Consider the following 23,146-nt stretch of genomic DNA (forward strand, 5'->3'; position numbering starts at 1 on the left):
GCCGTACCCCCACCCAGACCTACCGGGTTCCCCGCCACCCACTCGGTAAACCATGAAAAACGTGCTGACACGGGGAGAAAATAACAATTACTATGTAAGAATACCGTAGCGCTGTTCGGTTTGAGGGGCCAATGGCGGAAGGGATGAGCGAGGCGGAAGCCACGCGGCGCGCGTTGGAGGCGTTGCCGGAGGGCCTTCGGGTGCGCTGGGTCCAGGAGGGCCGCGGGGCCTGGGTGCTGGGCTGCCAGGACTCGAGGCCGAACCTGCACGCGCCCCGGGGCGAGGACGTGCTCATCCAGGGCGAGCTGTGGCTCTTGGGCGCGCGCTACGTGGAGGGCGCGGTGCCGCGAGGCGCCCTGCAGGTGTGGCTGCTGGAGGGCCCCGTGCGGCACGTGCTGGCCTCGCGCGTGGCGGTGGGCGGCGAGGACCTGACGCTGGGGCTGGGGCCTCCCGGGGCGCGGGTGCCGTCGGCGCGCGTGGTGTGTCAGCGCGTGGAGTGGCGGCCGTACTCGGTCGCGAACGCGGCGCCGCTGGCGGCGGCCTTCGTAGACCTGTGGCGGAGCCTGGGCCGGGGCTCGCGGCTGGAGCGGCTGGGGCTGGAGGTGGACGGCACGGTGGAGGGCTGCGCGCGCGTGTCCCCCTTCGTGGAGGTGGAGCCGGACCGCAAGGGCAACCGCCGCTCCGCGACGCGCCACCCGCTGCCCTCCTTCGAGGCCACCACGGCGGACGTGCTGCGCGACTGCCGCCTGTGGCTGCGCGCGACGGCGCATGCGCTGACCCGCGAGCCGCCCTTCCTGCGCGAGGTGTACCTGCCCTCCGGTGACGGCGAACCCCGGGCGCTCCAGGCCACGGCCGTGAGCGAATCCCTGAGCGCGCTGCTGGAGCGCCGGCTGCGCTGGGCGGAAGGGTGGCTGTCCCCGTCCGCGCTTCTGGAACTGGAGGTGTCGCGCACGGTGCCCGAGGGCGTGGGCGCCGGGGCCTGCTGGCTCACCGCGCGCTTCGAGCAGGCGCAGACGGGCGGAGCGTCCACCACCGTCACGCTGGTCGACACGCCTGGCTTCTCCTCGGAGGTGCTGGCGCTGCTGCGCGGCTGGGCCCAGGCCACGGCGCAGGGGCGCGGCGCGGTGGTGCGCGGCCTGTTGCCCGTGGAGTGACACGGGTTTCATCCCGCGGGGCTCGCGCCCGGGGGTGGGGCGCTCAGCCAGGCGGCCCTGGCATCAGGCTTCCGCGTCCACACCTTGCTCCCGTCAAACTTTCATCCGCGAAGGCGGGGGAGGCAGGGCCCATGAGCAAGGCGAATTGGAAGGCGCGGGCGGTGACGGCGGCGGTCATGACGGGGCTGTTGGGCTTCTCCGCCCACGCCAACGACGAGGAGAAGCAGCAGAAACACGAGATGAAGCAGGGCAAGGCCGTGGGTGAGGCGGCCGCCAAGCGCGTGCAGTACGTGGGCAAGCTGGCCGCCTTCAACAACCGCCAGATCAAGCTGGCGCGGCTCGCGGAGCAGCAGGCGACGGATCCGCAGGTGAAGGAGTTCGCCACCAAGCTGCGCGAGGACCATGAGAACAGCCAGAGCCAGCTGCGCACCTGGGCCGAGCAGAAGAAGATGCAGATCAGCGCCCTCAGCGACAGCAATGTCACCTCCGAGGACCAGACGGGCACGGGCGGCTCCGGCGTGCAGCAGGGCTACCAGGAGAAGATGAAGGGCACCGGCGAGAAGCTGGGCAAGGCCATCGACCAGTCGAACGAGGAGATCACCAAGCTCCAGGAGAAGGAGGGCCCCGAGTTCGACAAGGCCTTCCTGACGCGCATCGCGGAGGACCAGAAGAAGGGCAAGGAGGTCCTCAAGGAGGGCCGCAAGGAGTACAAGAACGACGCCACCTTCCTGGCGCTCCTGAGCGACACGGAGCGCGTCGTCAGCGGTAACGAGACGCAGGCGAAGGAGCTCGAGAAGCAGATGAAGAAGAAGTAGTGACCGCGTGTGTAGCGCGGTGGGCGTCGGGCCGACGGGCCGGTTGACTCGGCCGGGTCCGGCGCCTATCCCCTCGCGGATGCGTACCGCACTCGCGGCGATGGGAGTGACATTCGGGGGACTGCTGAGCGCGTGTCTGGCGTCCGCGCCAGTGGCCCACGCGGTCCCCTCCGAGGGCGTGACGCCCGCGGGCCCCTTCGTCGACGACGCGCGCACCCTCTTCGAGGGCTGTGTCCCCGTCCCGGACAGCGCCGCGTCGCGCACGTACCGCTGCGGCGCGCTCTCCGTGTGGCTGCACGAACAGCCCGGGAAGAGCGAGGCGCAGGCCGTGGACTCCGGCCGTGCCCGAGTGCATGCCCGGCTGGGCCCGGGCCTCACGGAAGCCCGGGGCGAGCTGCCGCTTGGTGGACAGCCGCACCCGTCCCTGCGCTTCGAACGGTGCTCCGGTGAGAACGCCTGCACGGTGGGCGGCTACGTCACGGCGGTGACGCCCACCGCGGGCCACGTGCGGCAGCTGGGCTGCGTGGTGCGCGACGACGTCCGCGCGGGGCTGGGCCGGTGCCTGGAGCTGTTCGCGTACCTGGCCACGCGGGGCAACCCGGAGGGCGACACGCTGTCGCCGTCAGCGCTCATCACACCGCCCCGGCTGCCGTGGCGCGTGCTGTACCTGCCGGAGGGCTGCGAGGTCGCGGACTCGACGACGCGCGCGGGGAGGATCCGCTGTGCCACGTCCACCTTCTCCTGGAGCGTCTTCGTTCCGGTGCTGCCGGGCACGGGCCAGGTGGAGCGCTGGCGCGACCGGAGCACGGAGGAGCTGCGCGACGCGCTCCCGGGCGCCAGCACGGTGGAGGTACGCGACTGCTACGTGGAGGGCCTGGCCACGCGCTGCGTCCGCTTCACCGCGCCCGGACAGGAGGGGGGCGAGGACGTCCAGGTCTGGACCGGCGGCGTGAACTACAAGGGCTGGGGCCTGTTCGCGGCGTGCAGCCTCCCGGCGAGTGCGCCCTTCCCCTTTCCGACCATCTGCAACGGCGTGTTCGCCCCGCGCTGAAGGGACGTGGCGTTCGTGTTCCTCCTGGAAGGAGTGTCCAAGCGCTTCGGTGCAGCGCAGGCCCTGCACCCGCTGGACTTGAGCCTGCCCAAGGGCGCCACCACGGTGCTCATCGGTCCCAGTGGCTGCGGGAAGTCCACGCTGCTGCGGCTGCTCAACGGTCTGCTGCGGCCCGACACAGGACGCGTCCTCTTCGACGGACAGCCCCTGCCGGAGGATGGGGACGCATTGCTCGCCGTACGCCAACGCGTGGGCTACGCGCTCCAGGGAGGAGGCCTGTTCCCGCACCTCACCGGCGCGCGGAACGTCACGCTGATGGCGCGGCACCTGCGCTGGCCGGAGGCGCGGATCCGCGAGCGATTGGCGCGGCTGATGGACCTGACGCGCTTCCCGGCGGAGGCGCTGGAGCGCTTGCCGGGCGAGCTCTCCGGAGGTCAGCGTCAGCGCGTGGCGCTGATGCGCGCGCTGATGCTGGACCCGGACGTGCTGCTGCTGGATGAGCCCCTGGGCGCGTTGGATCCGCTGGTGCGCCATGACCTCCAGACGGACCTGCGAGGCATCTTCGAGCGGCTGGGCAAGACGGTGGTGCTCGTCACGCACGACCTGGCGGAGGCCGCCTTCCTGGGGGACGGCATCGTGCTGATGCGCGAGGGCCAGGTGGTGCAGCAGGGCACGCTGGGCGACCTGGAGGCACGTCCCACGGATCCGTTCGTCACGCGGTTCATCCAGGCGCAGCGCCCGTTGCCCCTGCGGAGGCAGGGATGATGCGGGCGCTGTCGTTGGCGTGGCTGCTGCTGCTCACCGTCGCGTGCACGAGCACCGAAGGAGGCGGCGGGCCCCAGGTGCGCGTGGGGTCCAAGAAGTTCACCGAGTCCGTCATCCTCGGGGAGATGGTGACGCAGGTGGCGAACGACGCGGGCGCGCGGGCGTCGCACCGCCGCGAGCTGGGCGGCACCACGGTGCTGTGGGAGGCGCTGCGCCGGGGCGAGCTGGACGTCTATCCCGAGTACACCGGCACGCTGCGGCAGGAGCTGCTCGTGGGCCGCGCGCTGCCTGACGACGACGCGCTGAGGAAGGCGCTCGCGGACGAAGGCCTGCGGATGAGCGCGTCGCTGGGCTTCAACAACACGTACGCGCTGGGCATGAAGGAAGCGGAGGCCGAGCGGCTGGGCATCCGCCGCATCTCCGACCTGAAGGCGCATCCGGAGCTGCGCGTGGGCTTCAGCAACGAGTTCATGCAGCGGGGCGACGGCTGGCCCGCGCTGCGCGACGCGTACGGCCTGCCCCAGCGCGACGTGCGCGGCCTGGACCACGACCTGGCGTACCGGGGCATGGAGAGCGGCGCCATCCAGCTCACGGACCTGTACTCCACGGACGCGGAGATCGCCGCCTACGGGCTGCGCGTGTTGGAGGACGACCGGCACCACTTCCCCGCGTACGACGCCGTGCTCCTCTACCGCGCGGACCTGGAGACGCGAGCGCCCCGGGGGGTCAAGGCGCTGCACCGGCTGGAGGGCTCGCTGACGGAGGCGGAGATGGTGGGGCTCAACGCCCGCGCGCGGCTGGAGCACGTGCCGGAGGCTCGGGTGGCGGCGGACTTCCTCCAGGCTTCGTTCGGCCTGACCACGGAGGTGCGCACGGACGGGAGGGGTGCGCGCATCTGGCAGCGCACGCGCGAGCACCTGTTCCTCGTGGGGCTGTCGCTGGTGGCGGCCATCGCGCTGGCCATCCCGCTGGGCGTGGTGGCCGCGCGCCGTCCGCGCCTGGGGCAGGGCGTGCTGGGCCTCTCCAGCGTCATCCAGACGGTGCCGTCGCTGGCGCTGCTGGTGTTCATGATTCCGCTCCTGGGCATCGGCTCGAAGCCGGCCATCGCGGCGCTGTTCCTCTACAGCCTGTTGCCCATCGTGCGGAACACGGCGGCGGGGCTCCAGGGCATCCCGTGGGAGGTGCGCGAATCCGCGGAGGCATTGGGCCTGCCGTCCGGCGCGAGGCTGTGGCGCATCGAGCTGCCCATGGCGGCGGCGTCCATCCTCGCGGGCATCCAGACGGCGGCGGTCATCAACGTGGGCACCGCCACGCTGGGCGCGCTGGTGGGCGCGGGCGGCTACGGCCAGCCCATCCTCACCGGCATCCGGCTGGATGACGTGGGGCTCATCTTGGAAGGCGCGGTGCCCGCAGCGGTGCTCGCGCTCGCGGTCAGCGGCCTCTTCGAGGCGGTGGCGCGCGTGCTGGTGCCCCGGGGGCTGCGCGGCTGAGCGCTACACCGGCTCCACGCGGGATGCGGGCCCGGTCGCGGGCTCCAGGCGCGGCGCGTCCTCCGCGAGCCCCGCCGCGCACAGCCGCACCACGCACATCCACACGCAGTCCGCGAGCAGCAGGTGCACCAGCTGCATCGCCACCGGCGCCAGCAGCACCAGGTTGATGATGCCCGCGCACAGCTGCGCGACGTACATGCCGGTGAGCCACGCGGACGCGCGCCGCACCTCCGGCGAGGGCCGCAGCCGCGCCACCTGACGGCCGCCGAACACCAGCAGCGCGCCCATGGCCACCGCGATGGCCGGGTGGAACACGCGCAGGCGCAAGAGCACGTGCGCCGTCTCCGACAGGTCCTGCTCGAAGCCGTGCGTGAGGCTGGTGGCGGGGAAGAGCGTGTCGCCCAGCGCGGCCACCGCGCCGCTGACGCCCAGCACCAGCATGCCGGCGATGCTCCCGCCCAGGAGCGCGCCCACGGCGCCCTGGCCCTGGAACACCATGCGCGCGCGTCCCTTGGATGACCACACCACCAGCGTCTGCGCGCCCACCAGGAGGAAGGTGTTGGTCAGGTGCACGCCCATCCACACCGCGCGTCCCAGGCGCGCGTCCTGCGCCACGTACTTGAGCAGCACGATGCCCGCGCCCACCAGTCCTTCGGTGAGCATGAACACCAGCGCCCAGAACGCCGCCTTGCGGCCCGGGTGGCCCTTGGGGAACTCGCGGCGGCCCCAGACGTAGAGCGCGACGGCGAGCACCGTGGCCAGACCGCTGGTGAGGCGGTGGGTGTACTCGATGAGGGTCTGGATGGAGGGGGCGCGGGGGATCACCTCGCCGTTGCACACGGGCCAGTGGTCACCGCAGCCCGCGCCGGAGCCGGTGGCGCGCACGAACGCGCCCCAGAGGATGACGCCCAGGGTGTAGAGGAGCACGCCCTGGCTGAACCACTGGAAGCGGCGGGTGGCGGCGGTGGGAAGGGTCATCGTGCCCTCCCAGTACCGCATCCGTTCACAGGGGACCACCGCGCGCCCGTGTCCGCCTGGCCGCCGCGCGCCAATGGCTCAACACCTGCGCTTATGGGGCCACCCACGACAGTCCCCAACCCCGGGGGAAGTTGTTAGCGTCACCTCGTGCCCCGAGACCGCGAAGCGCCCCCTGCCTCCTCGCCCCCTCACGACGCGGCCGAACGCCTGCGTCGGCTGGAGGCGGCCATCGAGGAGGGACGCGCGCGCAAGGACGCGGCCCTGGAGGCGTGGGTGCGCCGGATGGGCCGCCTGCCCACCGAGAAGGAGCGCGACCGCTGGGAGCGGGAGTGGGAGCGCGGCGCGGAGCGGGAGCGCCAGCGGTGGGAGAAGCAGTGGGAGCGCGAGTCGAAGGACGCCCTGCGCCGCGCGGAGCGGCAGGCCAAACGGGACGCGTACCTCGCGCAGCAGCAGGCGCACCGGGAGGCGAAGCGCGCGGAGAAGGCGGCGCGGGAGGAGGCCTCGCGCAACCCGGTGGTGGGCGTGGGGCAGCTCGTCGTCGCGCTGGCGTGCGTGGCCACGGTGGTGCGTTTCCCGCATCAGTACTGGTGGCTGCTGTTCGTGGCGCTCGGCTTCTTCTCGGGGGCCGCGAAGCACCTGCGCCCGCGCAACAACCCCCTGCTGACGCGCGTGGAGGAGCCGCCCGCGCCGGTGCTGCCCCAGGCGAAGGTGCCGGAGGCGCCGGTGGATCCGCGCCTGACGCGCGTGGACGCCGTCTGCGAGAAGCTGCTCTCGGAGCTGCGAGCGGGGAGGGGCGTGTTGCAGGAGATGGTGCGCTCGCCGGAGCGCACCGTGCAGGACCTGCGCAAGAGCTGCCACGAACTCATCCGCCGCGAGCGCGAGCTGCGCACGGTGGCGCCGCCGGAGGACGTGCAGCGGCTGGCGGACGAGCGCAAGAAGCTGGAGACGCGCTGGGCCGCGGAGGAGGACGTGGTGGTGCGCGACCGGCTGCGCGCGGCGTTGCAGGTGCTGGATGAGCAGGTGCGCCAGCGCGCGGAGCTGACCCGGGCGGCGGACCGGCTGGAGGCCGAGTTCACGCGGCTGGCGTACACGCTGGAGAACCTCTACGCCCAGGTGCTGCGGGTGCGCTCGGCGGACGCGGCGGACGCGGACGTGGCCGGCGCGGGCCTGCGACACAGCGTGGAGCAGCTGGGCGCGGAGGTGGACGCGGTGACGTCCGCCCTGGAAGAGGTGCACGGCGCGCCCGTGGATGGCCGGGTGCGCACGCGCTGACTATTCGCCCGCGTGCTTCGACGGCGGCGGGGCGCCGGACGCGCTGGTGATGCGGACGGTCTTCGCGTTGACGAACTCGCGGATGCCCAGGTCGGCCAGCTCGCGGCCGTGGCCGGAGTGCTTCACGCCGCCGAAGGGCAGGCGCGCGTCGGAGGCGACGAGCGCGTTGACGAACACCATGCCGGCCTCGATGCCGTCGATGAGGCGGCGCTGCTCGTTGGCGTCCTGGGTCCACACGCTGGCGCCCAGGCCGAAGGGCGTCGCGTTGGCCAGCTCGATGGCGTGCTCCAGGTCGCGGGCGCGCAGCAGCGTGGCCACGGGGCCGAAGAGCTCGTCATGGAACGCGGGGGCCTTGGGCGGCGGATCCGCCAGGACGGTGGGCGGGTAGAAGTTGCCGGGGCCTCCCTGGGGCTTGCCGCCCAGCAGCAGCCGGGTGCCGGCCTTCACGCTCTCCTGCACCTGGGCGTGCAGCCCTTCGAGGATGCCGGGCGTGGCGAGCGGACCGACGTCGGTCTTTGGGTCCATGGGGTCACCGACCACCATGGTCTTCATGCGTTCGACGAAGCGGCGTTCGAATTCCTGGGCGATGGGCTCGGCGATGATGAAGCGCTTGGCGGCGATGCAGGACTGGCCGTTGTTGATGAGGCGCGCGGACACGGCGGTGTGCACGGCCTTGTCCAGGTCCGCGCTGGGCATGACGATGAACGGATCGCTTCCGCCCAGCTCCAGGACGACCTTCTTGATGGCACGGCCCGCGGCGGCGCCGACAGCGCGGCCGGCGCCCTCGCTGCCGGTGAGGGTGACGGCCTTCACGCGAGGGTCTTCGATGACGCGGTTTACTTCCGACGTCTCGATGAACAGCGATTGGAAGGCGCCTTCAGGGAAGCCGGCGGTGCGGAAGATTTCTTCGAGCGCGATGGCGCACTGGGGCACGTTGCTGGCGTGCTTGAGGAGGCCCACGTTGCCGGCCATGAGGGCGGGGGCGGCGAAGCGCACGACCTGCCAGAACGGGAAGTTCCACGGCATGATGGCGAGGACGGGGCCCAGGGGCTGGTAGCGCACGAAGGCGGTGTCGCCATCCACATCGATGGGCGTGTCGCGCAGGAGCTTCTCGGCGCGGGTGACGTAGTAGCGGCACGCGGTGGCGCTCTTGATGGACTCGGCCTTGGCGGCCTCCAGGGGCTTGCCCATCTCCTCCGTCATCATGCGGCCGAAGCGGCCTGCCTCGACTTCAAGGATTTCAGCGGCGCGGCGCATCCAGCGGGCGCGGTCGGCGAAGGACGTCTCGCGGTAGGAGCGGAACGTCTCCGCGGCCCGTTGCAGCTTGCGCTCCAGCTCCTCGGACGAGAGCACGTCGAACGTGCGCAGCATCTTGCCGGTGGTGGGGCTGATGGTGGCGATGGCCATGTGCGGGTGCCTCCCGGGGTGCGAACGTCACCGGGTGATAACAGGCCCCACACCCCTGACAATGCCTCCGGGGTCGGAGCGTCCAGGGGCGTACGCCGCTCAGGACTCCAGCAGGGTGGGCGACAGCGCATCCGACTGAAGCGCCGAGATGAAGGTGTCGAGGTCTTCCGCCAGGAAGTGGACGCTGGCCGTGCCCGGCCGGGCATGCGCGTCCCAGTAGAACACCTGGCCCGTCACGGACAGACACACCTTGTCCGCGCCCTCTGTCGTCGCGATGGGGAGCAGACCTGGAGGGATGCGATCCCGGAAGACCTCCAGGTTCCAGTCCAGGTTGCAGGACTCGACGGGGTCGTTGAGTCCGAAGAAGAAGTGGATCCGGCCGATGGGATTCCCCGGCAGCCCCTGGAGCTTGAAGAGGTCGCGCTCCGGCCGGCCTCCGTGGGTGGCGAGCAGGAATTCACGAAGTGGCAGTGGGAGCGCGAGCTCGAACCGCTGCTCGAACGCATCCAGGTCCGCGTTGCTCAGGAGTGGTCCACTCTCGGTCGTCCGCATGACCTCGGCCCCGCTTCAGCGTTCTCTCTTCTGCTCCAGTATCCTGTCGGAGGAACCATGACCTATCAGAACGAGTGGCGGCCACGATTCCCCGTTCCGCCACATACGGCCAGATACCTCGTGGAGGGCTGCCCGGTGTTGGTGGACGCCTTGCGCGTGCGCACAATGAACTTCGGCCAGCATTGGCGCACCCCGGGCGTTGTCGAAGTTCGTTACGAGGTCGTCCTGCCTGGCGCCTACGCCGTGGCGCTGCTCGAACAGGACTGGGCTGATTGGATCGAGGACTATCAGCGCTTCCCCGAGCCGAATAACCCATTGGAACAGGCGCTGCGGGCTCTGGGTTGGCCTGGACCGGCACAAGCGCTCGCTGATCCGGTGGTGGCCCCGCTGGTCCTCGACTTCGATGCTCACGAGCTGCTGCTGCGCTGGTTTGACGACGGCGTTCCCTCACTCCCTGGCTTCGTGCTCAACACCGTCGATGAGGTACGCATGGTCGGTACCGACGTATGGCTCGCGGGCCAGGCACGCCCCGAGCTCCCCGACGTGAGCTATGCCTATCAGGACTGAGGTGCGACGCATCCAGCCTGTCCGGCGCCGGTGACCGAGCCATGACCGAACCACCGGGTGCCCACGGCCAACGGCATCCCGGCCCCGTGGTTCGACTCATAGGGAGGCTGTGCATGGGAATGGCCGTGGGCGGCAGGGGCGGAGTGAAGGCGGACATCAACGTCACACCCCGGTCGACGTGGTGCTGGCGCTGCTGATCATCTTCAGGGTGGTCCGTGGAGATGGAAAAGGAGTTGGAGCAGTTCCGTCAGGCGGCGCAGTGGCTCGTTGCCGTTCCCCGAGGCGCTGCGCGCCTTCGCTACGAATGGCGCAAGGGACGCCCCGCGGGTCGCCCCCGTCCATCAGCATGTCGCCGACACGTCGCCGACGTGTCGCCGACACACCCGCCGCGCCGGGAAGAGAGGCGCTCCCCTGTGTCCGGCGCCGTGCCGGGCCGCGGGCGGAGGCGGCACGTCGCTTGCTCAAGCCCCCGGGCGCAGAGCCGGCACCGCTGCCGAACCCCTTTTCACAGGAGCCTCCCATGTCGAGAACCGCCGCCGCCCTCCGTACCCGCGTGATGGATGCCACCCAGCCCCGGCTGTTGCAGTGGCAGGACGTGCCCACGAGCCAGCTCGCCCCCTACGCCCCCTCGGACGCGTCGCTGCCGATGGTGCAGTACGCCATGCAGACCGTCATGGCCTGGGCGAAGACGCAGAGCGGCTGCATCGGCGCGATTCCGACGTGGGAGGTGGGTCAGGCCACGTGGGGCGTCATCCTCCTCCTGGAGCACCCGGCCATCTCCGTTGTCGACATCCCGAAGTCCCAGCTTCCGCCCGTCGTGCCGGAGAACCCCATCGAGGACTGGGGCGTGACGGTGATGCGCTGGGCGGTGGCCCAGGGCTACCAGCTCGGCATTCCCACGTTCTCGGAGACGGCGGACACGCGCACGGCACTGCTCTTCTCCAAGGACTACCCGGGGCTGACCTTCGTGGACGCGGACAACGCCGACCTGTTCGAGGTGATGTTCCAGCCGCGCTCGCTGATTGACTTGAGCGACACGGCCGTCTGGGCCCAGAGCGTCATGCGGCTGGCGTCCTCGCGCGGGTGGAGCGCGGGCTGGCCCACGTGGGAGTACACGACGAAGCGCGGGCTCATCGCGATGTCCGAGTTCGCGACGCCGGCGCTGCCGGACCCGACCGACGCCAACGTGGACCTGGTGCTCGCCATCCTGAAGCAGACGAACCAGTCGCTGAAGAACGTGCGGGATGACCTGCAGGGGAGCATCGTCGGCGTCTTCGACACGTTCAACGCGCCGGCGGTGACCGACCCGGCGTTGCAGATTGGCCTCGACTGCCTCTTCGGCGTCATCAACGTCGTCCTCAACGCGATTCCGGAGGTGGGCGGCTCGCTCGCGGCCCTCTTCGACACGGCGCTCACCGCGGCGCAGGACAGCGAGGCCGCGAAGGGGGCCAACGGGTCCATGACGCTCGAGGCCTACCAGAGCAACCTGGAGTCCGCGTTCGACGCGTCCCTCAACGCCGTCGGCGACCTCCACGACGCGCTGCTCAACGCGCGGGGCACCAGCGGGCTCGACGCCGTCTGGCAGCAGCTCTACACCAGCCCCCTCACGGGGATGCCGGCGCAGCTCGGGCTGCTCGCGCTCGCCTCGCCCAAGCTGCCCGACGACGAGACCTACTGGAACAACGCGGAGGAGTCGATGGCCTCCTCGTTCCTGGTCAACCTCAAGCGCCGCTTCGTCGAGCAGCTCTACCTCGCCGCGCACCGCACCTACCAGAACGCGCCGGCGGGCAAGCAGTGGTGGTACGGCACCATCGCGTCCGTCACGGCGGCGGATGGAGACCTGGCGAAGTACATCGCCGACCGCGCGGATGACCTGTCGTGCTGGTTCACCGACTTCAGCCAGCAGCCGGGCCACGCGCGCGGCCCGTACGTGACGACGACCGAGTTCTGGCTCCAGAGTAACGAGAGCGGCGGGCTGGCCGCGTACCCGCCGACGGAGCTCGTCTACAGCCTGTTCTCCAGCGATGGGTTCGGCAATACGCAGGGCTGGACCGGCCCGTACGACAAGTCCACGGTCTACAACCAGTGGTCCATCGACTGCATCGAGTTCGGCAGCGCGTCGTACCAGCAGAACTGGACCTACTCGGCCACCGGCGAACTCGTCGTCGCGACGGTGCAGTACAACGGCAATGACGTCCCGCAGCAGGCCACGGCCGGCAGCACGGATGCGTACGGCCAGCTCACGCTCAACTCGTCGAACCCCATCGTGCAGGGTGGGGCCTCGACGAGCGGCTTCCAGCAGCGGGTGATTCGCAACGACCTCTCGCCGCTGAAGTGAGCCGCTGGCTCGGTGGCGACGCAGTTCGTCCCGCGAAATGCCCAACCGCGCCGCCACCTTCACCCGCGACTCTCCGCGCTTCAGCGTATGAGGCCGGCGCGGAGGAACTGGGCGTGTCCGTGGACCCTCCCTGAGCACCTGGAGCCTGTCCGACACTCGCCGCGAAAAGCCCATGGCCAGCCCGCACCCGCTGTCTTAAGTCACGGCCATGTCACGAGGGCCATGGCGGTGGGTGTCGGGTTGGGACGTGATGGTGACGCGGCCCCTGGGGCTGCTCTTGCTCGTGGTCGCGTGCGTCCTGGGCTTCGTCGTCCTGTCCGACGAGGTCCATGAAGGCGACACGCAGGACATCGACGAGCGCATCGTCCGCTCCCTGCGCCGTGACGAGGACCCCGCGCTCCCCCGAGGCCCGTGGTGGCTCTCGGAGACCGCTCGCGACGTGACGTCCCTGGGCGGCTTCCCCGTCCTGGCGCTCCTCACCGCGGCCGTGTGCGGCTTCCTCGTGGTGGCCCGCCGCTACCGCACCAGCCTCTTCGTGCTGTCCTCCATCGTCGGAGGGTGGATCCTCAACGCGGCGCTCAAGAACCTGTTCCACCGCCCGCGCCCCTCGGTGGTGCCCCACCTCACCGAGACCATGTCCACCAGCTTCCCCAGCGGCCACGCCATGCTGTCCGCCATCACCTACCTCACGCTGGGCGCGCTCCTGGCCCAGTTCGCCGAGCACCGCCGCGTGAAGGTCTACCTCCTCGCCGTGGCCCTGGTGCTCTCCGTCCTCGTGGGCTGCACCCGCGTGTACCTGGGCGTGCACTACCCCACGGACGTGCTCGGCGGCTGGGTGGCCGGGCTCGCGTGGGCCCTGTTCGTCACCGTCGCCGCCCGTACCGTGCGCCGCCGCAGCCCCGCCCTGCGGGAAGAGGCCCAGCGCCCCGTGGAATGAGCCTTGCGCCCACGGCCCCCACGCAGGATGAAGGGGCCACCACCCATTTCGACCCGCTCCCTGTGTCCATCGTCCCCGTGAACATCCGCCACTCCCTGCCACCCGCGAGGCGCGGATGATTCAAGCGTGGCTGTGGAAGCTGGGCCTGGGACGCGGCCGGGTGCACGTCTTCTACGACGAGGCCTACCGCCTGCCCCTCAGCGGCATCGAGTCCTCCGTGGGCGTCGAGCCGCGCGGCACCGACTTCACCACCTGGTACCTGCTGGAGGCCGGCGTGGTGCGCGCCGCGGACGTGCGCCACCCCGTGCCCGTGTCCTACGCGCAGCTCGCGCGCGTGCATGGCGCCCGCTACCTGGAGTCCCTCTCCGACCCCGCGACCCTCGCGCGCATCTACGCCACCGACCCGTCCGAGGTCCCCGTGGACGCGCTCCTGGACAGCGTGCGGCTCGTGTGCGGCGGGACGCTGGGCGCGGCCCGGCTGGCGCTCGCGCGGCAGGGGCCCGTGGTCAACATGGCCGGCGGCTTCCACCACGCGCGCCCGGACAAGGGCGGCGGCTTCTGCACCGTCAACGACATCGCCGTGGCCGTGGCGGACCTGCGCGCCTCCGGCTTCGACGGCTCCGTGGCCGTGCTGGACCTGGACGCGCACCCTCCGGACGGCACCGCCGCGTGCCTCGCCGGACAGCCGAAGGTGTGGATCGGCTCCGTGTCCGGCAGCGACTGGGGCGTGCTGCCCCCCGGCGTGGATGAAACACGCGTGCCGGACGGCTGCGACGACATCACCTACGTGCAGAAGGTGAAGGACCTGCTCGCGCGGATGCCCCATTCGGACATCACCTTCGTCATCGCTGGCGGGGACGTGCTGTCCGGGGACCGCTTCGGGCGCGTGGGCATCACGCTCCAGGGCGCGCGCAAGCGCGACGTGGCCATCGCCGCCGCGCTGCGGGGAAAGGCCAGCGTGTGGCTGCCCGGTGGCGGCTACCATGCGGAGTCCTGGAAGCTGTTCGCGGGCACCGTGCTGGTGCTCGCGGGCCTGGGCCACCAGCGCATCACCGCGCGCTACGACCCGCTGAGCGCGCGCTTCCAGCGCATCGCGCACCTGTTGGATCCAGAGAAGGCCAACACCGCCGGGAAGGCGCCGCACTGGGAGCCCTTCTCGCTGGAGGACCTGGAGGGCCCGCTGCGGCTGGGGCCGGAGGTGCAGCCGCGCGTCCTGGGCCACTACACCGCGCAGGGCATCGAGTACGCGCTCTTCCGCTACGGCCTGCTGTCGTACGTGGAGCGCCTGGGCTACAGCCGCCTGCGCGTGCAGGTGGCCTCCACCGGCGGCACCGGCGACCGCATCATGGTGCTGGGCCACGCGGGGGGCCGCGAGCACCTGCTGTCGGACGCGGTGGTGGAGAAGAAGGTGCTCCAGGGCGAGACCTTCCTCTTCGCCAACTGGCTGTCCCTGCGCCACCCCCGCGCGCGCTTCAGCGACACGCGCCCGCAGCTGCCCGGCCAGGAGGTGCCCGGCCTGGGCCTGTCGCGCGAGACGACGGAGGTGCTGCTCGCCATGGCCCAGCGCCTGGGCCTGGCCGGCGTGGCCTTCCGGCCCATGTGGTACCACCTGGCCGTCGTCGCGCGAGGCCGCTTCCACTTCTCCACCCCGGAGCGCCAGGGCCGCTTCGAGGCGCTGATGCGCGACCTGTCCTCGCTGTCGCTCGTGGACGCGACGCGCGCCGTGGCCGAAGGGCGCGTGCGCCTGGACGGCCAGCCGTACCCGTGGGAGCCGGACGACATGCTCTGCCACCTGTCCCCCGTGTCCCTGGACGCGGAGGCCGTGGCGAAGGAGCGCGAGCGCTGCCACTTCACCGTGGAGCCCGCCGCGGCGCCGGAGCCCGCGTCCGGTTGAAGCCGGGCCCGTGGTAGTCAGGGCCCGTGGACCTGGACGCGCAACGCCGTGAACAACACAAGCTGCGGCTGTCGTGGATGCCGTGGCTCTACTTCAGCCTCAAGCCGCGCCACCGCGAGTGGGCGGAGGCCTGGCAGCGCGAGGTGCAGGACCGCCTGCGCGCGCTGGAGACAGTTGATATCGCCGAAGGATGTTTCATTGCTCCGGAGGCACGCATCTTCGCGGAGCCCGGCCGCACCGTGCGCATCGGGCCGGGGTGCAGCATTGGCGCGGACGCCTTCGTGCACGGACCGGTCGTGCTGGGGCCGCGCGTCAGCCTCAACGCGCGCGTCAGCCTGGACGGCGGCGCGTGCGGCATCCGCATCGGCGAGGGCAGCCGCATCGCCACCGGCGCCACGCTCTACGCCTTCGACCACGGGCTCGCGCCGGACCGCCCCGTGCGCGAGCAGCCCGTCACCTCGAAGGGCATCGTGATTGGCCAGGACGTCTGGGTGGGCGCCAACGCGGGTATCACTGACGGTGTGACCGTGGGCGACCATGCGGTGATTGGCATGGGCGCCGTCGTCACCCGCGACGTGCCCCCGTGGGCCATCGTGGGTGGCGTGCCTGCACGCCTGCTCGGGGATCGCCGTCAACGCCCACGATCCGGAATTCCCGGGGGGTGGGAGCCTCCAGACTCCGAGGGAAACCCTTGAGTCCCCGGTGGGTCCATTGACTTTGAAACATTCGAGCGCCCTATGCTTCGGGCCGCGGTGAGACGGGAAGAGGGTCGGGCCCGGACGCACCGGGCGGGTTTCCCTCCAATCCAGATTTCATTCCGTTTCATCCGTGATGAAGGAGGCCGCGGTGACGCAGGAGCAACGCGAAACGGGGAGCGCCGCTGCTCTGGGGCAGTCATCCGTGGCGAGCGACCTCGTGGACACGCGTCGCTTCCAGCGCGCCGGATCGCTGCTGCGCGAGGCGCTCTTCGAACTGGACGCGGCGGGCCGCCTCGTCCTGGCGACCCCCGCCTGGGAGCGCCTGGTCGGAGCGCCCGTGCACGCGTGGCTGGGCCGCTCGCTGGTGGAGCTGTTCCACCCGGAGGACCGGGACCAGGCGCGCGTGCTGCTGCGCACGGCGCTGGCGCGCACGGACGTGCCCTCGCGACTGGAGCTGCGCCTGTCGGGCACCCCGCAACCGCGCTGGGTGGAGCTGTCCGCGACAGGGGACCCGGAGCACCTGGGCGGCGTGCTGGGCACGCTGGTGGACGTCACCCCGCGCCGTCTGGCGGAGGAGGCCGCCGCCACGCGCGAGCGCTACCTGGGCGCGATGGTGGAGGTGCAGCGGCAGCTGCTCGCGCCGGAGGCCTCCGGGGATGTGTACAGCTCCATCCTGGAGCCCTTGGGCCGCGTCGCGGGCGCCAGCCGCGCCTACGTCTTCGAGTTCCACCGCGACGCGTCCGGCCGCATGCTCCAGTCCCAGCGCGCGGAGTGGTGCGCGCCCGGCATCTCGCGTGAGCTGGACAACCCGGACACGCAGGCGTGGCCCATTGATCAGGCCTTCACGCTGTCCCAGCTGGAGCAGCTCCATCGGGGCGAGGCCGTGCAGGGCTCGCCGGAGGACTTCGGCGCGGACAACGCGCCGGTGCTCCTGGCGCAGGGCATCCGTTCGCTGCTGGTGCTGCCCCTGGTGGTGCACGGGGAGCCGTTCGGTTTCATCGGCTTCGACAACTGCGACGACTCGCGGCCCTGGTCGCACGTGGAGGTGAATCTGCTCTCCGGCGCGGCTGGCGCGCTGTCGCTGGCGCTGGAGCAGCACACCACGGACGCGCTGCGCATGCGCACGGAGACGGCGCTGCGCCGCACGGAGGCCGGCTTCCACCTGCTCATCGAAGGGTTCCCGGACCCCGTGGTGGTGCACACCACGGACGGCATGCTCCTGTCGGTGAACCCGGCCATGGCCAACTACCTGGGCTACCAGGACCCCGCGCAGCTGCTGGGCCGGCACCTGCTGGGCCTGGTGCGGCGCGAGGACCAGGAGGTCGCGCGCCGCCACCTGGAGGAGGCACAGGACGGGGCGCTGGCGGCCCGCTCGCATGAAGTGCCGCTGGTGCGCCGCGACGGGCAGGTGGTGAGCGCGGACCTGGTGACGCTGGGCGTGCTCTTCGACGGCGTGCCCGCCCGCGTGACGGTGGCGCGCGACTTCACCGAGCGCAAGCACATGCAGGCGCAGCTCATGCTGGGGGACCGGCTGGCCTCCATGGGCATGCTGGCCGCGGGCATCGCGCACGAACTGAACAACCCGCTGTCCTACGTGCTCTCCAACCTGGAGTTCCTGCACCGCGCGCTGGGCCCCATGCCCCGGCCCCTGGGCGCCGAGGAGCTGCTGGAGTACCAGCAGGTGCTGGACGACGCGCGCGAGGGCTCCGAGCGGATGCGGCAGATCGTCCGCCAGCTCAAGGTCTTCTCCCGCGTGGACGACGCGCACGAGGAGGCGGTGGACCTGCACCGCGTGCTGGACTCCGTCGCGCAGATGGCGGCCAGTGAAATCCGGCCGCGCGCCCGGCTGGTGAAGCAGTACGGCGTCGTGCCGACGGTGCGTGCCAACGAGGGCAAGCTGTTCCAGGTCTTCCTCAACCTGGTCATCAACGCCGCGCACGCGATTCCGGAAGGCTTCACGGACGAGCACGAAATCCGGCTCATCACCCGCGTGGACGACGACGGCCGGGTGGTGGTGGAGGTGCGCGACACGGGCCGGGGCATCGCGCCGGAGCTGCTGCGCCGCATCTTCGACCCCTTCTTCACCACCAAGGCGCCGGGCCAGGGCACCGGCCTGGGCCTGTCCATCTGCGACACCATCGTGCGCGCGCTGGGCGGCACCATCGCCGCGGAGTCCACGCCGGGCCACGGCGCCACCTTCCGCGTCACCCTGCACGTCTCCGCGCGGCCCGCGCGCGTGGCCTGAGCGGGCCCGCCTTCCGCGTCCATGCGGCGGAGCGGGCAGCCCGTCCGCTGCCGCGAAATGGACTGAATCCGCCGCGCTCCCGTGTTCGAGTGTGGAGCGTCGGACGGCCGCCCTCGCGTGCGCTGCCCTCCCGGGGGTAACGGAGACACGCTGGGGTCCCGCCGCCGCCGGGGGCCTTCCCTTCTAGAAGGCCGTGGAGGATGCCATGCGCACGCTGACCGCCCGCCTCGCTCCCGTGCTCGGGTTGCTGCTGGGCTGCGTGCTGGCGCTGGGGCCGGGCGCTTCCAGCGCGCAGGAGGGAACGCCGCGGGCCCCGGCTCCAGTGGAGGCTCCGGCGAACGGGTGCGCGGGCTCGGCGAACTTCCTCATCGGCGCGGCGCGCTCGGACATCACCGGCCCCGCGGCGGAGGTGGGGATGATGGGCTACGGGCAGGTGGGCCAGAAGACGGAGGGCATCCACCTGCGGCTGTTCTCGCGGGCGTTCGTCATCGCCTCGCCCTGCAACGGCCGCCGCGTGGCCTTCGTCAGCGCGGACCTGGGCATGGTGTTCCAGGCGGTGAAGCAGCAGGTGGTGGAGCGGCTGCGCTCGAAGCTGGGCGACACGTTCTCCGACGACAACGTGCTGCTCAGCGCCACGCACACGCACTCCGGGCCGGGCGGCTTCAGCCATTACACGTTCTACAACCTGACCACCTTCGGCTTCGTGCCCCAGAACTTCGAGGCCATCGTCTCCGGCATCACGGACTCCATCATCCGCGCCAACGCGCGCCTGGCGGAAGGGTCGCTGCGGCTGTCCTCGGGCGACCTGCACGGCGCCAGCATCAACCGCTCACCGGAGGCCTACCTGCGCAACCCGGAGTCCGAGCGCGCCCGCTACCCCGACAACGTGGACACCCGCATGACGCTGCTCCGGATGACCGCCGCGGATGGGCGCGAGCTGGGGCTCGTCAACTGGTTCGCCGTGCACGCCACGTCCTTCGGAAACACGAACACGTACATCACCGGCGACAACAAGGGGCTCGCGGCGCACACGTTCGAGGTGGAGAAGGGAGGACGGACGCCCGGAGGCCCGGACACCTTCGTCGCGGCGTTCGCGAACTCGAATGAGGGTGACGTCACGCCCAACATCCTGGGCGGCACGAACGGCGGCGGCGCGAACGACTTCGAGGACGCGGCCCTGTCCGCGAAGAAGCAGTACGACTTCGCCGCGCACCTGTGGTCCACCGCCGGGATGCCCGTGATGGGCGGCGTGGACTACCGGCACGCCTACGTGAAGATGGACGCGGTGGATGTCTCGCCCGCGTTCGCGGACGGCAGCGCGCACCGCACCTGCCCCGCGGCCATCGGCCTGTCCATGTTGGCGGGCGCGGAGGACGGGCCCGGCTTCGGTTCGGAAGGGGCCACGTGCGAGAACGTGCACGACGTGTGGAGCCAGTTCACCTGCGCCGCCGTCACCACGCCCTGCCAGGGGGAGAAGCCCATCGTCCTGGAGATGGGCACCATGAAGCCCTACCCGTGGTCCCCGGAGGTGCTGCCGCTTCAGGTTGTGACGGTGGGGCCGCTGGCGCTGGTGGCGGTGCCCTTCGAGATGACCACCATGGCGGGCCGCCGGCTGCGCGACACGGTGCGCGCGCAGCTCCAAGGCGCGGGCGTGACGGACGTGGTCATCGCGGGGCCGGCCAACGCCTACTCGGGCTATGTGGCCACGCGCGAGGAGTACGCGCGCCAGGACTATGAGGGCGCGTCCACGCACTTCGGCCCATGGACGCTGGCGGCGTTGCAGCAGTCCTTCGCGGGGCTCGCGGGCAGCTTGCGCGAAGGGACGTCGGTGGCGCCCGGCCCCACGCCGCGCGACCTGCGCAAGGCGGTGGTGGGGCTGCAGCCTGGCGTGGTGTTCGACGACAAGCTGCTCTGGGTGGACTTCGGCGCCGTCGCGGAGGAGGCGAAGGCGTCCTACGCGCGGGGCGACACGGCGAGCGTCACCTTCTGGGGCGGCCACCCGCGCAATGACCTGAAGCTGGGCGGCACCTTCCTGCGCGTGCAGCGGCGGGAGGCGGATGGCACGTGGCGGGACGTGGCGAACGACGGGGACGGCGTCGCGCTGTACCACTGGCAGCGCGAGTACTGCGTGCCCACGCTCGCGTGCTCACAGGTGCGAATCACGTGGCCCATTCCCCGGGACACGCAGCCGGGCATGTACCGGCTGGTGCACGAGGGAAACTGGAAGTCCGGCTGGGACGGGCGCATCCATCCGTACTCGGGAAGCTCGCGCCCGTTCACCGTGAAGTAGCGCGTCGTCAGTCGCAGGAACCGTCCGGGTTGCAGCGCTTGTCGCACTTCTTGCAGGCCTCGCCGCCCCTGCCGCACTGGTTCTTGTTGGGTGCGGGGATGCAGCTGTTGCCATCACAGCAGCCGTTGCAGGTGGACGGGTCACAGCGGCAGAAGCCGTTGATGCACGCCAGGCCCGGGCCGCACGCGATGCCACTGAGGCCGCAGACGCACTTGCCCCCGGCGCAGCGGTTGGCGTTGAGGTCGCAGGCCGGGCCGGTGCCGCAGCCGCAGGTGCCGCGGTTGGTGCAGGTGTCGGCGCGGTCCGAGTCGCAGATTTCGCAGGCGACGCCGCCCACGCCGCAGGTGCGGAAGGTGCGGGACGTGCACACGCCGTCGCGGCAGCAGCCGTCCGGGCAGTCCACGCAGAAGGTGCCGCCGTTCGAGGCGGTCAGCCGCACGGTGACCTCCACCTCGTAGCCGTCGCGCACGGTGGCGGAGGCCTCGCCGGTGGCGACCGTGGCGTCGTTGCGCAGGCCGTCCACGCGCACGGTGGCCTGGGTGCCGTCGGCCGCGCCGTCCAGGAGGACGCGGAACGTCTCACCGTTCACGAGCGCGCGGCTGGAGTCCTCGGGCAGCAGCGAGGTGGGCACGGTGGCGCCGTCCGCGGTGGCGGCGATGCGCAGCCGGGTGAGGTTGAGGGCGGGTTCGAACTCGGCGGTGACGAAGAGCGCGGTGCCGGCCGCGGCGGCGGGGTCACGGCATGCGGACAGGGACACCAGCGCGAGCAGGCCGCTGCACAGAAGGAGCCGGGCGAGCGTCCGGCCGAGGGGTGCTCCCACGGAAGTCATGATGGCGCGAGAGGGTAGCGGTTCCGCGCCGCGACGTGGAAAGCATGGAGGGGACGGGCCCTGCGGCGTTGGACATCGGACGCTCACGCCCGGTGGGGCACCGGCCGTGTTTCTCGCATGGCACCTGGGGCGGGAAGGCCGCAGCATGGAGGAGCGCGCGAGACCCGAGGGAGGCGGCAACGGCATGGTGGTCATCGTCATGGGCGTTTCAGGCACCGGGAAGTCCACGGTGGGCCGGGCGCTCGCGGACCGGCTGGGGTGGACGTTCGTGGACGCGGACGACCTGCACTCGGTGGAGAACCGCCGGAAGATGGCCGCGGGCACGCCGCTGACGGACGTGGACCGGCAGCCCTGGCTGGAGCTCTTGCGCGCGAGGATGGAGAAGGCGCTGGAGACGGACGAGGACCTGGTGCTGGCGTTCTCCGGCCTCAAGGCCTTCTACCGGGCGAGGCTCACCGTGGACCCCGCGCGCGAGCGCTGGGTGTACCTGCACGCGCCCGCGTCCGTCATCCTCGAGCGGATCCAGAAGCGCGTGGGGCACTTCATGCCGGCGTCGCTGCTCCAGAGCCAGCTGGAGACGCTGGAGGTCCCCGACGGCGCGTTCACCGTGGACGTGACGCCGCCGCCCGGAGAAATCGTCGACCACATCGTGGCGGGGCTGGCGTTGAAGCCCCGGGCGTAGGGCTTCTTCAGCGCACGGGCTCGACGGTGGCGCCCAGGCGCTCCAGCAGCTCGCGGTACCAGGTGAAGGCGCGCTCGGTGTGCCCCTTCAGCTCCTTCGTGCCCCACAGCAGCGTGAGCGTGCGGCGCGTGGTGGCGTCCGTCTTGGTGCGCTGGGCGTCCTTCACCGCGTTGGCGCACGGGCCCTGCGCGTCGAAGAGGCACAAGAGGCCCTCCAGGTCGATGGTCTGCCCGGAGGCGTTGAAGACGTAGCGGTCGCCCTGGATGGCGGTGGAGACGCGGAACGGGGCCTGGGCCTTGTCCAGGTCCACCACGCTGATGGGCAGGCCGCTGTGCAGCGACACGGCGTTGCAGGCGTCCACCGCGGCGTTGATGGTGCCCAGGGTGCCGTCGCCGGAGGCTCGCACCAGGTACTCGGACGCGGGCTTGCCCCGGCCCGTGGGCTTGTAGCCGCCGTGGCGGAGCAGGTCGCGCACGGCGCCCCGGACGGCGTCGTCACTCTGGAGGGGCGCGGTGGCGCCGGGCTTCAGCAGGGCCTGCAGCCATTCGGGCGCGGGCAGGTCCCCCAGGGGAGCGGGAAAGGAGGAGGTGAAGGCGATGAGGTCGAGGAGGGGATGGGGGTCGACGGTCAGCACGGCGGCACTCTACGCCACACACTGATAGGGTAGGGATTGCCGCTTTTCCCTTCATCCCGCCTGGAGCCTTTGCATGCCCACCCTCATCCAGAAGCCCATCCGTGTGACGGCGGTGGGCAACAAGCCGAAGCTCATTGACGAGTACGTGGGCCGGGTGAACTCCAAGACGTCCAACATCAGCGTGGCCCACATGCGCAGCCCGGGTGGGTGGGAGGAGCCGGGCCAGACGCCCGAGTTCCGTGAAATCACCCTGGTGCTCGCGGGCACGCTGCGGGTGGAGCACAAGGGCGGGATGATGGACGTCCACGCCGGCCAGTCGGTGGTGTGCGAGCCCGGCGAGTGGGTCCGCTACAGCACCCCCGACGAAGAGGGCGCGGAGTACGTGGCCATCTGCACCCCGGCGTTCTCTCCGGGCACGGTGCACCGGGACGACTGAGGCCCGCGTTCCAAGCCGGGCGGAATCCCGGGCAGGGGCCTGCCTGCCCGGCCGCGTGGAAGGACCGGAAGCCGTTGGGGGTTCGGAAGCATCCCTCCGGCGGGCGGCTCGT

General features: G+C 71.3%; 20 protein-coding genes. 15 read left to right on the plus strand and 5 right to left on the minus strand.

Annotated features, from left to right (window positions below; all coding sequences use genetic code 11):
• Window positions 1-143: 143 nt before the first annotated feature.
• From D7V80_RS14185 to D7V80_RS14205, 5 genes are all read left to right on the plus strand, one after another.
• The gene (locus tag D7V80_RS14185) at window positions 144-1,154 is read left to right on the plus strand and encodes a hypothetical protein (protein ID WP_147447100.1); all 1,011 of its coding nucleotides are present in this window, start codon (window positions 144-146) and stop codon (window positions 1,152-1,154) included.
• 131 nt (window positions 1,155-1,285) lie between these two features.
• Window positions 1,286-1,969: a DUF4142 domain-containing protein gene (locus D7V80_RS14190; RefSeq protein WP_120588668.1), complete on the plus strand. Its 684-nt coding sequence runs from the start codon at window positions 1,286-1,288 to the stop codon at window positions 1,967-1,969.
• A gap of 79 nt (window positions 1,970-2,048) precedes the next feature.
• Window positions 2,049-3,020, plus strand: coding sequence for a hypothetical protein (locus D7V80_RS14195; protein ID WP_120588669.1), 972 nt, complete (start codon window positions 2,049-2,051; stop codon window positions 3,018-3,020).
• Window positions 3,021-3,035: 15 nt separating this feature from the next.
• On the plus strand, window positions 3,036-3,785 hold the full coding sequence (locus D7V80_RS14200; protein ID WP_120588696.1) for an ATP-binding cassette domain-containing protein: 750 nt from the start codon (window positions 3,036-3,038) through the stop codon (window positions 3,783-3,785).
• The gene (locus D7V80_RS14205) at window positions 3,782-5,275 is read left to right on the plus strand and encodes a glycine betaine ABC transporter substrate-binding protein (RefSeq protein WP_370452491.1); all 1,494 of its coding nucleotides are present in this window, start codon (window positions 3,782-3,784) and stop codon (window positions 5,273-5,275) included. The genes D7V80_RS14200 and D7V80_RS14205 overlap by 4 nt, the downstream gene beginning before the upstream one ends.
• Window positions 5,276-5,278: 3 nt before the next feature.
• Here the strand turns inward: D7V80_RS14205 and D7V80_RS14210 are convergent, their stop codons facing one another.
• Entirely contained in the window at window positions 5,279-6,253 is a 975-nt protein-coding gene (locus D7V80_RS14210) for a COX15/CtaA family protein (protein ID WP_120588697.1), read from the minus strand.
• Window positions 6,254-6,400: 147 nt separating this feature from the next.
• On the opposite strand from D7V80_RS14210, the gene D7V80_RS14215 reads away from it, so the two are divergent.
• Complete coding sequence (locus D7V80_RS14215) at window positions 6,401-7,525, plus strand: hypothetical protein (protein WP_120588671.1); 1,125 nt, start codon at window positions 6,401-6,403, stop codon at window positions 7,523-7,525.
• On the opposite strand, the gene D7V80_RS14220 is transcribed toward D7V80_RS14215, so the two are convergent.
• Complete coding sequence (locus D7V80_RS14220; protein ID WP_120588672.1) at window positions 7,526-8,932, minus strand: NAD-dependent succinate-semialdehyde dehydrogenase; 1,407 nt, start codon at window positions 8,930-8,932, stop codon at window positions 7,526-7,528.
• Between the two features lie 99 nt (window positions 8,933-9,031).
• The gene (locus D7V80_RS14225; protein ID WP_120588673.1) at window positions 9,032-9,484 is read right to left on the minus strand and encodes an SMI1/KNR4 family protein; all 453 of its coding nucleotides are present in this window, start codon (window positions 9,482-9,484) and stop codon (window positions 9,032-9,034) included.
• A gap of 57 nt (window positions 9,485-9,541) precedes the next feature.
• On the opposite strand from D7V80_RS14225, the gene D7V80_RS14230 reads away from it, so the two are divergent.
• From D7V80_RS14230 to D7V80_RS14260, 7 genes are all read left to right on the plus strand, one after another.
• Window positions 9,542-10,051, plus strand: a complete 510-nt coding sequence (locus tag D7V80_RS14230) for a hypothetical protein (RefSeq protein ID WP_120588674.1) — start codon at window positions 9,542-9,544, stop codon at window positions 10,049-10,051.
• 520 nt (window positions 10,052-10,571) lie between these two features.
• Window positions 10,572-12,389, plus strand: a complete 1,818-nt coding sequence (locus tag D7V80_RS14235; protein WP_147439386.1) for a hypothetical protein — start codon at window positions 10,572-10,574, stop codon at window positions 12,387-12,389.
• A 208-nt stretch (window positions 12,390-12,597) separates the two neighbouring features.
• A complete protein-coding gene (locus D7V80_RS14240; protein WP_120588676.1) occupies window positions 12,598-13,326 on the plus strand; it encodes a phosphatase PAP2 family protein in 729 nt (242 codons plus the stop codon).
• Window positions 13,327-13,441: 115 nt separating this feature from the next.
• Window positions 13,442-15,220 carry a histone deacetylase gene (locus D7V80_RS14245; protein WP_120588677.1) on the plus strand — a complete coding sequence of 593 codons (1,779 nt, stop codon included), beginning with the start codon at window positions 13,442-13,444 and terminating at the stop codon, window positions 15,218-15,220.
• Window positions 15,221-15,246: 26 nt separating this feature from the next.
• Window positions 15,247-15,915 carry an acyltransferase gene (locus D7V80_RS14250; protein ID WP_043320952.1) on the plus strand — a complete coding sequence of 223 codons (669 nt, stop codon included), beginning with the start codon at window positions 15,247-15,249 and terminating at the stop codon, window positions 15,913-15,915.
• Window positions 15,916-16,120: 205 nt separating this feature from the next.
• Window positions 16,121-18,163, plus strand: a complete 2,043-nt coding sequence (locus D7V80_RS14255; RefSeq protein ID WP_233585340.1) for an ATP-binding protein — start codon at window positions 16,121-16,123, stop codon at window positions 18,161-18,163.
• Window positions 18,164-18,368: 205 nt separating this feature from the next.
• Window positions 18,369-20,453, plus strand: a complete 2,085-nt coding sequence (locus D7V80_RS14260) for a neutral/alkaline ceramidase (RefSeq protein ID WP_120588678.1) — start codon at window positions 18,369-18,371, stop codon at window positions 20,451-20,453.
• 7 nt (window positions 20,454-20,460) lie between these two features.
• Here D7V80_RS14260 and D7V80_RS14265 read toward each other — a convergent pair whose 3' ends face one another.
• The gene (locus D7V80_RS14265; protein WP_233585342.1) at window positions 20,461-21,273 is read right to left on the minus strand and encodes a cadherin-like beta sandwich domain-containing protein; all 813 of its coding nucleotides are present in this window, start codon (window positions 21,271-21,273) and stop codon (window positions 20,461-20,463) included.
• A gap of 193 nt (window positions 21,274-21,466) precedes the next feature.
• Here D7V80_RS14265 and D7V80_RS14270 point away from each other — a divergent pair, with 193 nt between their 5' ends.
• Complete coding sequence (locus tag D7V80_RS14270; RefSeq protein ID WP_120588699.1) at window positions 21,467-21,964, plus strand: gluconokinase; 498 nt, start codon at window positions 21,467-21,469, stop codon at window positions 21,962-21,964.
• A 7-nt stretch (window positions 21,965-21,971) separates the two neighbouring features.
• Here the strand turns inward: D7V80_RS14270 and D7V80_RS14275 are convergent, their stop codons facing one another.
• On the minus strand, window positions 21,972-22,598 hold the full coding sequence (locus tag D7V80_RS14275) for a phenylalanine--tRNA ligase beta subunit-related protein (RefSeq protein ID WP_120588680.1): 627 nt from the start codon (window positions 22,596-22,598) through the stop codon (window positions 21,972-21,974).
• Window positions 22,599-22,671: 73 nt separating this feature from the next.
• Between D7V80_RS14275 and D7V80_RS14280 the strand changes: the two genes are divergently transcribed.
• Complete coding sequence (locus tag D7V80_RS14280) at window positions 22,672-23,034, plus strand: cupin domain-containing protein (RefSeq protein WP_120588681.1); 363 nt, start codon at window positions 22,672-22,674, stop codon at window positions 23,032-23,034.
• Window positions 23,035-23,146: the final 112 nt, after the last annotated feature.

It is taken from the genome of Corallococcus sp. CA054B (assembly GCF_003611625.1).
In the GTDB taxonomy this organism is placed as follows: Bacteria; Myxococcota; Myxococcia; order Myxococcales; family Myxococcaceae; genus Corallococcus; species Corallococcus coralloides.